The sequence below is a fragment of the Halococcus hamelinensis 100A6 genome, from assembly GCF_000336675.1.
In the GTDB taxonomy this organism is placed as follows: Archaea; Halobacteriota; Halobacteria; order Halobacteriales; family Halococcaceae; genus Halococcus; species Halococcus hamelinensis.
In genome coordinates this window covers 43,181-57,335 of record NZ_AOMB01000020.1, presented here as the reverse complement: position 1 = coordinate 57,335, position 14,155 = coordinate 43,181, and the positions used below count along the sequence as shown (strand labels likewise).

Below are 14,155 nucleotides of genomic sequence, written 5' to 3'. Positions count from 1 at the left end.
TGGCTGTGAGGATCAGGGATGGTCGGCGAGCGAATCCACGAACGAGACGGTGCCAGCGCTCGGCTCGCGCTCGCCCGCGACGACCGCCTCGATGGCGGCTGCGACCGCCTCGGGCGAGCGCTCGGTGGCGTCGACCTCGTAGACCGAGTCGAGACCGTGTCGCTCGACCGCCTCGGCGAGCACCACGTCGAGGGCTTCGCTCTCGCGATTCTCGGCCACGCTGGCCTCGGACTCGCCGCGCTCGGTGAGCCGGTCCCCGAGTTCGTCGGGGTGACAGCGGAGCACCACCACCCGGTCGGCGGGCAGGAGGTGGGCGAGGTGGGATTCGAGGAGTTCGACATCGCCCGCATCGCGCTCGTCGAGCCACCCCTCGACCGCGTCGAGGTCGGCGACGAGGCTGTCGCGCGCCTCGTCGGTGCCGGTCGAAAAGCCCGCCTCGCGGACGACGTCGTTGAGGTGGACCACGTCGAGCGCGCCCTCAGAATCGGCTTCGAGGCGGCGCGTCGCGGTCGTCTTGCCCGTCCCAGGGGTCCCGGTGACCGCGACCCTCATCCCGTGACCTCGTTCAGGACCGAGACGGCGCGCTCGGTCGATTCGCGGGTGCCACACGTCACTCGAACGCACTCGGGCAGACCGAAGCTCGAACAGTCCCGGACGACGACGCCCTCGCGTTTGGCGGCCTCGGCGACCGCGCTCGCGTCCTCGACGTCGACCAGCACGAAGTTCCCTGCGCTTGGGTAGGTGTGGGCGTCGAGCTCGGCGTGCATGTACTCGCGCGACCACTCGACGGTCTCGGTGGTCCTCTCGACGTGCTCGCGGTCGTCGAGTGCGGCCAGTCCTGCCCGGCAGGCGAGCGAACTCGCCGCGAACGGGGTGTTCACGCGGGTGTAGGCCTCGGCCCACTCGTCGGGCACCAGGGCGTAGCCGAGCCGAATGCCCGCGAGGCCGTAGGCCTTCGAGAACGTCCGGAGGACGGCGACGTCGTCGCGAGCGTCCCATCCCTCTCGCCCCTCCACGAGCGCGAGCGCGCTCGGCGTCTCGGAGAACTCGCCGTAGGCTTCGTCCACGACCACCAGCGTATCCTCACCGGTCTCGTCGGCGATGCGTTCGATCGCCGCGAGGTCCGCTTCCGTACCTGTGGGGTTGTGCGGGCTGGTGAGGTAGACGATCCGCTCGCCGTCGTACGAGTCGAGGACCGTCTCGGGCGTCTGGGCGAACCCGTCGGACTTTTCGAGCGCGTAGGTCCGCACCTCGCCGTGGTGGTACCGCGCGGTCATCGCGTAGTAGGCGAAGCCGGGTTCGGAGACCAGCACGCCGTCGCCGGGGTCGAGGAACGCACGCGAGAGGTAATCCAGCGCCCCGTCGCCGCCGTTGGCGAGCCAGACCTGTGGGGAGGTGACGTCCCAGCGGTCGGCGATCCGGGCCACGAGGTCGGTGTGGACGGACTTCGGGTAGGTGTGGATCGAACCCGCGGCCTCGCGGATGGCCTCGACGGCGGCCGGGCTGGGTCCGAACGGGTTCTCGTTCGAGGAGAGTTTGACGATCCTCTCGGGGTCGAGCCCGAGTTCGCGGGCGACCTCCTCGCTCCCCCGGCCCGCCGCGTAGACGGCGTGCGCCGAGAGGTCGCGTGGCTGCATACCGGACCCAACGGACGGCGGGGTTTAAGCGTGCTCACACATCGTCGTCACGGCCGTTCGGTCCGTTCGCTCGCGGTGGTCTCGGCTTTCGCCCGGGCTCGCTCCACGATCGTGGGCCGAGCGCTGAACGCAACCACGACCCGCTCATCAACGTACTCGACGTTCGCGACATCGGCGTGGTCGTAGAGCCACGAAACGAGGCTCATCGCATCGTCGCCGTTCGGCATCACGATCTCGGCTGATTCGTTCGGCAGGTGCGCCAGCACGCGGGTAACGAGGTCGTCGAGGTTCCCGTCCTCGACGATACTCACCGGAAGCGGCGACGAAACGACGTCCGTCGCAGCCGTGAGACGGCGTTCGCGCTCGTCGGCGTCGAGCACGTCGGTTTTGTTGAGGACCGTCACGACGTCGTCCGTGGAAACGCCCTGGGAATCGAGCACGTCGAGCGAGACGGCGAGCTTCTCACGGAGGTCGTCGGGCGAGTCGCTCGCGTCGGCGACGAGCACCACACAGTCGGCGGCCGCGGCCTCCGAGAGCGTCTCGCTGAACGATTCGACCAGCCAGTGGGGAAGGTCGTCGATGAAGCCGACCGTGTCGGTGAGCAGGACCGGCCGACCGTCGAGGGTGGCGCGGCGGGTGGTGGTTTCGAGGGTCTCGAACAGCTCATCCTCGACGGCCGCGGTCTCGTCTCGGTCGGGATGGGTCGTCCCACCGAGTTCGAGTTCGTCCGCGAGCCGATGAAGCAGGGTGGATTTGCCGGCGTTCGTATACCCCGCGATGGTCACGAGGTCGAAGCCCTCCTCGCGTCGACGCCGTCTGAATTCGGTCCCCGGGTCCGGAAGCTCGTCGAGTTTCCGCTGGAGGCGATCAATCCGGTCGCGGGCATCGTAGATCGGCGAACCCTTCTCGACGCGTTTGTTGAGCCCGCCTCCGTCGGCTGATTCCTTCATCCGCGGCAGGTCGTAGCGGAGCTGAGCCAGTTCGACCTGCAACTGGGCGCGGCGGGTGGCCGCCTGGTCGTCGAAGATTTCGAGAACCAGACGGTAGCGGTCGAGCAATCGGGTTCCGTCCGGCAGCGCCGTCCGAAGCGCGTGGTTCTGTGCGGGCGTGAGTTCACCGTCGACGATCACCGTCTCCGCCGCGGTTCGTTCGACTAGAGCAGTAAGTTCGTCGACCTTCCCCGTTCCGAGGTACGTCCCCGTATCCTCGGGTCCAGTCTGAGTGCATTCGCCGACGACTCGGTAGCCGGCGGCGTCGGCGAGTGACGTTATCTCGTCGGCGGCGAGCGAGTCGCCGTCGACACGCGCTGCGATCACTGTATCCGTTTCTGACATTGGTGGTGGTGGTTGTGTGTATTCGTTCGTCGGCGATGCCGCTGACTCGGCGCTATCGAGTCACTTGGACCTGGGATCGAGCGGCCACGCTGTCGAACGGTGACTACCGCGGACGCGTCGCCCGGTCAGAAACGGGGAGAAGTGGTCATCGGTCGCCTCTGCTCGGTCACTAACGGACCACGAACAAAAGTGTTGTCCCAACCGGGTCGTGAGATCAGCATCGACGGGTTTCGGATTCGCTTTCGCGGTCGAGTACAGTGGCGCTATCGACCGCTCCCCGGTTGCGGGTCGACGTGGGGCTTCGCCAGCAGCGCGTCGAGCGGCTGGTCGGTCACCCAGTCGATCAACTGGACCAACTGGTCGGCGGCGGCCTCGAAGAGCTGTTCGCCCTTCTCGGCGGTGGCGTCGGTCTGGTCGCCGAGCACGCCGCTCTCGGTGTTGTCGATCGCGTCGTAGAACGTCCGCGAGCCGTGGACCATCATCTCGATCTCGGTGAGGTCCACGACCCCCTCGTCGCGCGCCCGTTCGAACTCCTCCTCGTGGACGAGCTCGGGCGCGATGTGCTGGATCATCGCGGTCTCCTTCGGCCCGCCGTGGGGGCCGTTGTGCTCGAAGAGGTCGTCGACGAGGTCGGGGATCGAGTCGTTCCACATCCATTCGAGCGCGTAGGCGACCCCGTCGTCGCGGAGCCGACGGCCCACCTCCCGGAGGTGGACGATGTTCCCTCCGTGAGCGTTGACGAAGACGATCCGGTCGATCCCGTGATAGCTGAGGTTGCGCGAGAGGCTCTCGACGTAGTCGCGGAAGGCGGGCGGGTCGACCCACATGGTCCCGTGAAACTGGCGGTGGTGGGGGCTGACGCCGATGTTTATCGTCGGTGTGCAGAGCACTTCGGCACGGTCGGCGGCCTCGCGCGCCAGGTGTTCGGCGATCAGGTGATCGGTGGCGAGCGGGAGGTGGGGGCCGTGCTGTTCGGTCGACCCCAGTGGGACGACCGCGAGGGATTCGTTCGCGACGTACTCGCCCAGCTCGGGCCACGTCCGGTCCGCGAGATACATACTCGCACGCCGGGTGGCTCCCGCATAACGGTGTCCACTTCGAGTCGGGCGGGATGCAAGCGAACGCCCTTCATGTGGGGCGGTCCTCGTCCGTCCATGGAGCCGCTCGACCTCCGGGAGGAGATGCCGGCGCTCGACGACGTGACCTACCTCAACACCGGCGCAGCGAGCCCCGTGCCGCGCGCCGTCGTCGAGGCCGCGACCGACGAGATCGAACACCAGTCCTACGCCGCCCCCGCCGGCGAGGGGATGTATCCCGCGCTCTTCGACTCGCTCGAAACCTCGCGCGAGGCCGTCGCGGGGTTTCTGGGTGCCGACCTCGACGAGGTCGCGCTCACCAACTCCACCGCCGACGGCATCAGCCGGATCGCGACCGCGCTCCCCTGGCAGGCGGGCGACGTCGTCGTCAGAACCGACTGCGAGCACTCGGCGGGGATCCTGCCCTGGGAACGGCTCCGGGACGTCTACGGGATCGAGGTCCGGGTGCTCGAAACCCACGAGGGACGGGTCGACCTCGACGACGCGAAGGCCGTCCTCGACGGGGCCGACCTGCTCTGTCTGAGTTCGATCACCTGGAACTACGGCACCCGATTTCGGGTGGGTGAGCTGACCGATATCGCCCACGACGCCGGTGCGCTGACCCTCGTCGACGCCGTCCAGTCGCCGGGGCAGGTCGACCTCGATATCACCGACTGGGGTGCGGACTTCGCGGTCGGCGCGGGCCACAAGTGGTGCTGTGGGCCGTGGGGCGCGGGCTTCCTCTACGTCGCCGACGACGCGACCGACGCACTCGAACCGACCAGGGTGGGCTATCGTAGCGTCGCCGCCCCGGACGACGACGAGTACGAATTCGCACCGGGCGTCCGCCGGCTCGAAGTCGGTACGACCTCGCCCGCCCCGCACGCCGGCCTCCGGGCCGCGCTCGACGCGCTCGAATCCATCGGCCTGTCGACCGTCGAGGACCGTATCGAGCGGCTGACCGACCGGCTGAAGGACGGCCTCGACGACGACCGCCTGCTGAGCCCGCAGGAGTACGAGTCCGGCCTCGTGACTATCGCGGACGACGACCCCGAAGCGGCCGTCGAGCGCCTCTCGGAGGCGGAGGTTGCGATCCGGTCGCTGCCGTCGCCGGCGGCGCTCCGGGCGTCGGTCCACGTCTTCAACACCGCCGACGACGTCGATGCACTGCTCGACGCGCTGTGAGGGGCGGTGTGGACGGATGACGGTAGTGCTAAAAGGATCGCCTTCAACGATTCGGGCATGAACCTCCCGCGATTCACGACGGTCGGTGGAGCGTATCAGTACATGATGGTACTCCTGTTGGTGCTCGCGCTCGCCTTCACGGTTCTCTTCGGCGCGATGTACTACGGCGTCCTCTCGTTCTAACCGCCCCGACGGCCCGCCCGCCTCAGCCGTCGAAGAACTCGGTCAACCACTCCTCGAACAGCCCGGCGAACACCGACGCGAACCCCGTGTTCGCGCTCCAGATCGCGGTCTCGGTACAGTCCCCGGTCCCCTCCCCGTGCACGCTCATCAGGACGGTGTCGCCGTCGACGATCAGGATCCGGCTGCTGCGGTCGTCGGGCCCCATCTCGGCCAGGGTCGTGGCCGAGGGCGTCACCACCCCCCCGATCCCCCCGAATCGCTCGCGGACCGCCGGGTTCGTGCTCACCACGATGATGGTGCCCGAGAAGTCGTCGAGCGTTGCGAGGACCTCGTCGGTGACCAGCCGCTCGTCGTCGGTGCCGAACACCACGCGGTGTTCGGCCCCGCTCGCGAGCCGGATCACGCGGTCGGTGATCGCCTCCCGGCCCGTGACGGTCCAGACCTCCTCGCGGGCCTCGTCGTCCTCGACGAGTTCGTTCCGGGCGGTTTCGAGGTAGCCGAACGCGCGTTCCTCGGCGTCGTCGATCCGGGCGCGGAGCCGACGCCGCGCCTCGTCGAGGTCGACCGCGCGGTACTGGATCGGCTCGGCGCGCTGGACGTCGATCAGCCCGCGCTTTTCGAGGTTCTCCGCCGCGCCGTAGACCTGCGAGCGCGGGACGTCGGTGACGTCGTCGATCTCGCGGGCCGTCCCGCGACCGATCCGCTGGAGCGCGACGAACACCTTCGCCTCGTAGCTCGATAGCCCGAGGCGTTTGAGCGCCGCCACCGCGTCGTCGTGGTCGGTCACGTCCACCGCTCCCAGACCACGATCACCGACGGCGTGAGGAGCATCGAGGTGAGGTAGGCGAAGAAGATAGAGAGCGCCACCACCACCCCGAACTGGCCGAGGATCGGCGTGATCGCGAGCGCGAGCACCCCGATGCCGGTAGTGGTGGTGAGCATGCTCCCGGTGAGCGCCCCGCCCGTGCCCCTGACGGTGTCGTCGAGCGCGACGAAGACCTCCTCGCCCGACTCGTGGTACTCGTCGACGAACCGGTGGACGAAGTGCGAGGAGTAGTCCACTCCGAGCCCGATCGCGATCGAGAGGATCGTCGCGGTGAGCGCGTTGAGCGGGATGGCGAACAGCCGCATCGAGCCCGCGAGCAGCGCGACCGAGGTCACGATCGGCACGAGGTTCACGAGCCCGAGCGACGGCCGCCCTTCGATGATGTAGTAGATCACCACGAGGAATATCGCGGTGACGATGAGCGCGGCGACGAGGCTCTGGATCGCCGAGACGAAGATCGCGTCCGTCACCGCCTGCAACACGATCGTCTGTCCCGTTGCGGTCGCGTCGAGCCGATACCGGTTGGCGAGGGTTCGGCCGCTGTTCGATATCTCGTCCTGCGTGGCGTCGCTCTCGATCGAGTAGACCACCTGGGTGCTCCGGTAGTCCTCGGTGATGTAGTTCAGCGCCTGTGCTCGGTAGGGCGACTCCAGCAGCGCGTCGTAGACCTCGCCGAGGTTGTCGTCGGGCACGCCGTCGCCGTCGACGTCGTTCCTGTCCACGAGCGCCGCGAACGACGACGACTGGTTGGCGTAGTCCCGGATGACGGTGATGATGCTGTCGGTGCTCGCCGTCCGCCCGCTCGTCACGACCGGGTCCGGCGGGTTCTCGTTGGCGCGCTGTATCGATTCGAGCGCGGAATCGGTCCGTAGGTCGCCTTCCGCATAGACCGTCACCGAACTCTCCTGCGTGGTGGCGAAGTTGTCTTCGAGGAAGTTCGAGGTCTCGGTGACCGTGTACGTGCCCGGCGCGAACGGCTCCGGCAACGCCTCAACGTAGTCGGGCAGGTCCTCCGGCGGCAGGAAGTCGTCCTGTGAGAAGGTGGTGTCGACGCCCGTCGCGTAGCCCCCCGCGGCAACCGAGGTCACCAGGGTGAGGACGAGCACGGCGTAGGGTGCGCGCCTGGCGGCCGAAACCCCCACCGTGAGCACGCGTCCGAGGAGGGAGCCCTCGGCCCCGAGCGGGGTGAGCCCGAACTCCGGGATCCCGTATCGAACCCGGAGGTGGTCGCCCCAGACCTTCGCGGCGGGGAGGAAGATCCCGAAGATCAGGAAGGTGAAGACGATCCCGACCGCCGCCACCAGCCCGAACTGTCGGATCGGCTGGAGGCTGCTGACGCCGTTGGCGGCGAAGCCCACCACGGTGGTGCCGGTGACGATGAAGAAGGCGACGAACAGCTGGTCGGTCGCGGTCCGCATCGACTTGGTGACCGAGTACTCCTGGACCCGCTCCTCGCGGTAGCGGTTGATGGTGTGGATCCCGAAGTCGATCCCCACCGCGAGCAGGAGCGGCGGGACCGCGATCAGCATCTGGGAGAAGGGCAGCCCGGCGAGGCCGGTGAAGCCGAAGGTCCAGACCACCGCGAACACCAACGAGATCACCCCGAGCAGCAGGTCGATCGGGTCCCGGTAGGCGAAGATCAGGAATATCAGGATCAAGAGTGCCGCCGCGGGGACGACGATGATCAGCGAGTCGAAGATGATGTTGGTGAACTCGTCGGAGACGATCCCGCTGCCGAAGACCGTGATGTCGCTGTCGACGCTGTCCGCCATCGTACGCACGCGGGTCTGGTAGCCGGTCAGCGGGCTACTGCCGCTGGTGCCCGCCGACGACGACGAGACTCCGCCCGGCACGTCGTGCGTGATGGTGCCGATCGTGGCCGAGGCCGACGCGGACTGCTCGTTGAAGTCGTTGCTGAGGAGGCTCGTGAACCCCTCGTTCTCGGCGGCGGTCCCGATCGCCGAATCGATCTCCGTGGGCGTGGCGTCCTCGATCGCGTCGATCTGGTCGTCGAGGGTCGTGGCCTCCGGGTCGAGCGTCTGTGCGACGATCGCGGCCGCGCTCGACGTCGAGGCGATCCGGAGGCTCGGGTCCTCCTCGGCCCGTTGTTGGAGGGTCAACATCGCGAGCAGCTCCTCCTTCGAGAGCACGTTCGACCCGCGTTGGATCAGCTGGGTGCTGCCGTTGGCCTCGGAGAACGTCGGCGAGAACTCCTCGTTGACGTTGTCGAGGGCGGTCTGTGCCGGGCTGTCGTCGGTGAACTGGCTCGTCCCCGAACTCGTCGAGATGTTGGTCATCCCGACCGCGAACACCGCGGTCAGCACGACGAACAGGAGCACGACCGTCCGCGGCCGTTCGGTGATCCACTCGTCCGCCCAGTCGATGAGGCGCTGGTAGTCGAGGTCGACCATCAGTGCTGGCTCACCGTCGCGACCAGACGACGCCGATGCCGAGCACGACGAGGAGCGCCGCGAGGCCGATCATCACCGGTGCCGACGACAGTAGGCCGCCGCCGCTCGATTCGGTCGCCTCGACTGGGACGTTGTACTCCTGGGAGAGCTGGCCGGCGTCGCTCGGCGTGTCGTACTGGAAGTCGACCGAGAGCGGGTACTGGCCCTCGCTCGCGCTTCCGGTGACGCTCACGCCGAAGCTGATCTGCTCGCTCTCGCCGGGCGCGAGCCGGGCGATGTAGGCCTCGTCGTTCGAGAGCGAGAGCGGGGTGTCGGCGTAGGCCTTCGCGTTGAGGTTCGTGACGACCGTATCCCGGTTGTTGGTGACGTTGAGCGTCACGGCCTCCGAGGAGCCGATCCCGACCGAAGCGTTGGCGCGCTCGACGATGAACGAGTCGCGCTGGCCGGCGACGTCGACCTGGGTGTCGAGGCTCCCGCTCCGACGGGTGTCGCCGTTCTCGTTGTCGTACTCCACGACGAACGAGAGCTGACGCGCCCCGGATTCGGCGCTATCGGGCACCTCGATCGGGAAGGAGACGTTGGCCGACTCGCCCGGCGCGAGGCTTCCGACGGCGGCCTCGGTCTCCTGGGGACTCAGCGACTCGCTCTGGCTCTCCAGCTGGACGACCGCGTTGTCGATGGCCTGTGGGCCCTGGTTCGTGACCTGCGCGGTGACGTTGCCCTCGGAGCCGACCCGGAGGGTGCTCTCGACGTTCGAGAGGTTGAAGTTCTGCTCCGGCTCCGGCGTCACGCCGACCGTGAACGGCCCGCCGCTGGCCTGGTCGCCGTCGGGGTCGTTGTACGAGACCGAGGCCTGGAACGGGTAGTCACGGACGTCGGTGGTGTTGGTCGCGGTGGCGTTGAAGCTCACCGTCCGCTGGGCACCCGTCGGCCACTCGCCGACGAACGCCGTCGCGTTCGCGGTCTGGCCGAGCGTGATGTCGCCGGTGAGCGACTGGAGCGAGACCGTCGTCTCGGTCGCGTTCTCGCCGTTGTTCTGGAGGGTGAGCGTGATCGGACCCTCGTCGCCGACCTGGACGTTCGAGTCGGTCGAGACCACCTCGAAGTCGTCCTCGCTCTCGCCCGGGGTGACGCCGAAGGCGAACGGCCCCGCCTGGGCCCCGTCGTCCTCCGAATCGGTGTACTGAAGCGAGGCCTGCATCGGGTAGGTCGTGTCCGCGCTGCCCGTCGCGGTCACGTCGAACTCGAAGCTCCGTTCCTCGCCGGTGTCCCAGTCCTCGACGAACTGGCTCGCGTTGGCGGACTCGCCGAACAGCACGCCGCCCGAGAGCGACTGGAACGACACCGTCGCGTCCGTGACGTTCTCGCCGGTGTTGTTCATCACCACCGTGAGGCTCCCCTCCTCGCCGGTCTCGACGTCGCTGCTGGTCGAGACCACCTCGAAGTCGTCCTCCTGCTCGTCGATGTCGACCGTCGCCGTCAACGCCTCGCTCCGGAGCGGGTCGCCGTCCGAATCGTAGTACTGGACGTAGTACTGGACCTGGCGCTCGCCCGGCTCGGTCGTGTCGTTGACGAGCACGGGGAGGTCGAACGAGGTCGACTCGTCGACGTCGAGGTCGCCGAGGACGTACTGGCTCTGGCGCGGTATCACGTCGCTCGTGCTGTTGGGCGAAACCGTCAACACCGCGTCGGTAGCGTCCTTCGGGCCGTCGTTCGTGACCGTGCCCGTGACCGTGCCCGAGGAGCCGACTTCGAGGTCGCCCGACACGTCGTCGAGCGAGAACTCCTGTTGGCTCTCGGGGGTAACGCCGAACGTCGCGGGGCCGAGCTGGGCGGCCTCGCCGTCCGAGTCGTCGTAGGAGACCGAGGCCTGAACCGGGTAGGTGTCGGTGTCGGCGCTCGGGGTCGCCTGCATCGTGACCTCGATGGTCCTCGACTCGCCGGCGTCCCAGTCGCCGACGTACCGGGTCGCGTTCGCGCTCCGGTCGAACAGCAGGTCGCCCGAGAGCGTCTGGAGGTTCACCACCGCATCGGTCGCGTCCTCGCCGGTGTTCTCGAGCGTGACGCTGACGTTGCCGGTGCCGCCGACGGGGACGTCAGAGTCGACGCTCGTCACCGAGAGGTCGTCGCTCGCCTCGTCGACCGTGACGCCGAAGGTCGAACTCGCGGACTGGGCGGCCTCGCCGTCGTCGTCCTCGTAGGAGACCGAGGCCTCGACCGGGTAGTCGGCGCTATCGGCGCCCGGGGCCGCCTGGACCGAGAGGTCGACCGTCCGGCTCTCGCCCTCCTCCCAGTCGCCGATGTAGCGGCTCGTACTCGCCGACTGGCCGAACAGGAGGTCACCGGAGCCCGACTGGAAGTTCACCACGGCGTCGGTGGCGTCCTCGCCGGTGTTCTCGATCGTCACCGAGACGGTGCCGGGCTCGCCGGTCGCGACGTCGGAATCGACCGAGACGATGTCGAACTCGGCGTCGGGCGAGACCGCGCTCGCCCCACTCCCGGCCGCAGCCTGGCTACCGCCGGCCGCGCTCGCGCCCGGCGCACCCTGGGCGCTCTGACCCTGTGCACCCGCACTCCCCGCCGGGCTCTGTGCTGCTGCACCCGCTGATTGGGGTGCCCCACCAGCACTCGCGCCGCTCGGTGCGGACTGGGACGAGCCACCGGCCGCCGCGGCCGGTGCCGCCCCGCTACTCGCTCCCGCAGCTCCCGACGTGGTCGGTGCCGCGCTCGACGAACCGCCCGCAGCGCCCTGACTTGCGGCACTCTGGCTCGCGGCTCCCTCCGATTCTGCACTGCTGGTCGGGCTCGCGGAACCGGCCGACGCGCTCGTCGATGCCGCCCCGCTACCCGCTCCGTCGGCGGCCGATGCCGTGCTCGACGATCCGGCCGACGTGCCCTCCGCGGACCCGGTATCCCCCTCCTCACCGCTTTCGGCCGAAGCCGATTCGCTCGCCGACGCGTCACCGTCCGTCGTGACCGCCGTCGTCGCGTCCTCACCGTCGCCCGATTCGGCCTCGGACGACGACTCGGCATCCTCGCTCTCGCCCGATTCGGCTTCCGAGGACGTGCTGTCGTCGGACCCGGTTTCGTCCGTCGTTCCGTCCGAGGTTTCGGCGGCCGACGTTCCGCCCGTCGCCGATGTCGAGTCCGACGCGTCGTCGGAGCCCGAACTCGCTTCGGTCGAGTCGTTCGACTCGGCTGACTCAGCTGATTCGGCCGTATCGGTCGAACTGCCCGTTTCGGTCGACGAATTGCCGGCGTTCGACGCACTCACATCGAGCGCGTCGGTGGCGAAGCCCGTCGCGTTGCTCAGCTCCGAGAGCGCCGACGAGTCGTTCCCCGTGTCGTTCGCGTTGGCGGCCGTGTTCGATTCGCCGACGAGCACGCCCCCGACGGTGCCCTGCATCACGACGAGACCGACGAGCACCACGGCGAGTACCGACCGGTTCATCGTTTCCCGACCCGGTCGTCGAATTCGCACGTCACAGCCGTTCTCCTCCCGAAACGAGGTGTGGGTTCGAGGCCCGTCCCTCGACGATATAGCTCATACTATCTTTCTACTAACAACCCGTCGGTATAGCCCCTTCGGTACCGACAGGCGGCCGTGGTCGGTGCGGACCGCTACTCGGTCTCGAACGTCGTCTCGGTGAGCCTGATGCCCTTGCCCGCGAGGTGACGGAGCTGTTGGCGCGCGAACTCCTCCTCGCGGGTGCCGCGGGTCGCGAGGACGTAGAGCCGCGAACTCCCCGCGGGACGCATCGTTCGGCCGGCGCGCTGGGAGGCCTGGCGGCGCGACCCGCCGAGGCCGGAGGCGACGACCGCGACCTCGGCGTTCGGGAGGTCGATGCCCTCGTCGCCGACCCGCGAGACGACCAGTCTCGCTCGCTCCCCGCGCCGGAACTCGTCGAACAGCCGCTCGCGTTCGGGATGGGGGGTGTCGCCGCTGATGAACGGGATCCCCAGCGCCTCGGCGTAGCTCTCGCCCTGGTCGAGCCACTCGACGAAGACGAGCGCCTTCGCGTCGGCGTGCTCGTCAAGCAGCGACCGGATGGCGTCGAGCTTCGCGGGGTTCGACCCCGCGACCCGGCGGCGCTCGTGGCCCGTCACGCTCGCGTACTCGTCGCGGTCGGCCTCCGATCCCCAGGGCACGAACCGGAGCTCGACTTCGGGTTCGGCGACGAAGCCAGCCTCGAAGAGTTTGGCCCAATCAGTACCAATGGGCGGGCCGATGAGGGTGAATATCTCGGCCCCCTTGTCGTCCTCCCGAACGGGTGTGGCCGAGAGACCGAGGCGGTGTTTGGCCTGGAGGTCGACGCTCTTGCGATAGACGGCGGCCGGGATGTGGTGGACCTCGTCGTAGACTATCAGTCCCCACCGGCGCTCGTCGAAGAGCTTCCGGTGGCGCTCCATCCCGGCGGTGCGGTAGGTCGCGATCGTCACCGGCCGGATCCGTTTCTCGCCGCCGTGGTACTCCCCTATTTGGTCGGGGTCGAGGTCGGTGTGGGTGAGGAGGGCTTCACGCCACTGGCCGGCGAGTTCGCGGCTCGGCGCGAGCACGAGGGTCTCGCCGCCGACCTCGCTCATCGCCCCCATCGCGGCCACCGTCTTGCCGCTCCCCGGCGGCCCCACCAACACGCCGGCACCCGACCCGAGGAAGCGCTCGACCCAGTCGCGCTGGTAGTCCCGGAGGTCGAGCCCGAGGTCGACGTCGAGGTCGGCCCCGCCGTCGAGGTCGCGGAGGTCCTGCACCGGGTAGCCCGCGTCGTAGAGGGTTCGCTTGATCTCACCCTCCTTTCCCTCGACGACCCACCCCTCGGTATCGGAGATCGGGGCGTGGAGGTGGTCGGCGTCGAGCTTCTGACGCGCGACGTTGCCCATGAGTTCGGGGCTCTCGGCTTCCAGAACCGTGTAGCCGTCCGGATGGGTGGTGAGCGCGAACCGGCGCGCGCGCCGCCACTGGGATTCGACCCACTCCTCCAGCTTCGGCGAGCGCTCGGGCAACACGTTCCGCATCGTCCGAACGAGGTCGTCGACGTGGTCGTAGGGGGCCCACCAGACGTCCTCCTCCCTGATCTCGTAGATGTACGCGCCGTCGCCCGAGGAGTCGACGAGGTGGGCGAACTGTGTCAGCTGTGCGCGGGTGAACTGCTCGGGGTGTTCGACCACCAGCTCCCGGCGGTCGGGGAAGACGACGACGTGCTCCGGGGAGACGAGGTCGGCGAACTCGCGGGGGTACCAGACCCGGGGGTCGTCGCTCACGTCGAGACGTTCGAGGTCGCCGGCGTCGACGAGCGCGTCGAGCGCATCGCTTGCCGCCGTCTGTGACCACTCCCGAACCCGCGCGACCCCGCTCGCGGTCGTTACGGGTCGGCCCAGGGTTTCGAGGACCGCCCGGAACTCGGTCGCCGAGAGGGGCTGGTCGTCGGGGGCGGGCGTCCCGTCGGCTGGCTCGTCGTGCTCGTTCGTCACTACGAGAACCGTGTGGGGCCGTCGTCAAACGGCT

10 protein-coding genes are annotated in these 14,155 nt (G+C 68.6%); 2 read left to right on the top strand and 8 right to left on the bottom strand.

What is annotated here, in order from left to right:
• Positions 1–12: 12 nt before the first annotated feature.
• The 4 genes from C447_RS06845 to C447_RS06830 all read right to left on the bottom strand — a co-directional run bounded on the left by C447_RS06845 (position 13) and on the right by C447_RS06830 (position 4,029).
• Positions 13–552 carry an adenylate kinase family protein gene (locus C447_RS06845; RefSeq protein WP_007692214.1) on the bottom strand — a complete coding sequence of 180 codons (540 nt, stop codon included), beginning with the start codon at positions 550–552 and terminating at the stop codon, positions 13–15.
• Positions 549–1,637, bottom strand: coding sequence for a histidinol-phosphate transaminase (gene hisC / locus C447_RS06840; RefSeq protein WP_007692212.1), 1,089 nt, complete (start codon positions 1,635–1,637; stop codon positions 549–551). The genes C447_RS06845 and hisC overlap by 4 nt, the downstream gene beginning before the upstream one ends.
• Before the next feature lie 47 nt (positions 1,638–1,684).
• Positions 1,685–2,971 (bottom strand): GTPase HflX, encoded by a 1,287-nt coding sequence (gene hflX / locus C447_RS06835; RefSeq protein ID WP_007692210.1) that lies wholly within the window; start codon positions 2,969–2,971, stop codon positions 1,685–1,687.
• 263 nt (positions 2,972–3,234) lie between these two features.
• Positions 3,235–4,029, bottom strand: coding sequence for a creatininase family protein (locus tag C447_RS06830; RefSeq protein WP_007692208.1), 795 nt, complete (start codon positions 4,027–4,029; stop codon positions 3,235–3,237).
• Positions 4,030–4,125: 96 nt separating this feature from the next.
• Between C447_RS06830 and C447_RS06825 the strand changes: the two genes are divergently transcribed.
• Together C447_RS06825 and C447_RS18755 are read left to right on the top strand one after the other, a co-directional pair.
• Positions 4,126–5,232 carry an aminotransferase class V-fold PLP-dependent enzyme gene (locus C447_RS06825; protein ID WP_007692206.1) on the top strand — a complete coding sequence of 369 codons (1,107 nt, stop codon included), beginning with the start codon at positions 4,126–4,128 and terminating at the stop codon, positions 5,230–5,232.
• A gap of 57 nt (positions 5,233–5,289) precedes the next feature.
• The gene (locus tag C447_RS18755; protein ID WP_272942147.1) at positions 5,290–5,415 is read left to right on the top strand and encodes a hypothetical protein; all 126 of its coding nucleotides are present in this window, start codon (positions 5,290–5,292) and stop codon (positions 5,413–5,415) included.
• Positions 5,416–5,437: 22 nt separating this feature from the next.
• On the opposite strand, the gene C447_RS06820 is transcribed toward C447_RS18755, so the two are convergent.
• The 4 genes from C447_RS06820 to C447_RS06805 all read right to left on the bottom strand — a co-directional run bounded on the left by C447_RS06820 (position 5,438) and on the right by C447_RS06805 (position 14,121).
• Positions 5,438–6,208 (bottom strand): TrmB family transcriptional regulator, encoded by a 771-nt coding sequence (locus C447_RS06820; RefSeq protein WP_007692204.1) that lies wholly within the window; start codon positions 6,206–6,208, stop codon positions 5,438–5,440.
• On the bottom strand, positions 6,199–8,652 hold the full coding sequence (locus C447_RS06815) for an efflux RND transporter permease subunit (RefSeq protein ID WP_007692203.1): 2,454 nt from the start codon (positions 8,650–8,652) through the stop codon (positions 6,199–6,201). Before C447_RS06815 ends, C447_RS06820 begins: the two co-directional genes overlap by 10 nt.
• 10 nt (positions 8,653–8,662) lie before the next feature.
• Positions 8,663–12,103: a COG1361 S-layer family protein gene (locus C447_RS18750; protein ID WP_007692201.1), complete on the bottom strand. Its 3,441-nt coding sequence runs from the start codon at positions 12,101–12,103 to the stop codon at positions 8,663–8,665.
• Positions 12,104–12,273: 170 nt separating this feature from the next.
• Positions 12,274–14,121, bottom strand: a complete 1,848-nt coding sequence (locus C447_RS06805; protein ID WP_007692199.1) for a DEAD/DEAH box helicase — start codon at positions 14,119–14,121, stop codon at positions 12,274–12,276.
• Between the last annotated feature and the right edge of the window lie 34 nt (positions 14,122–14,155).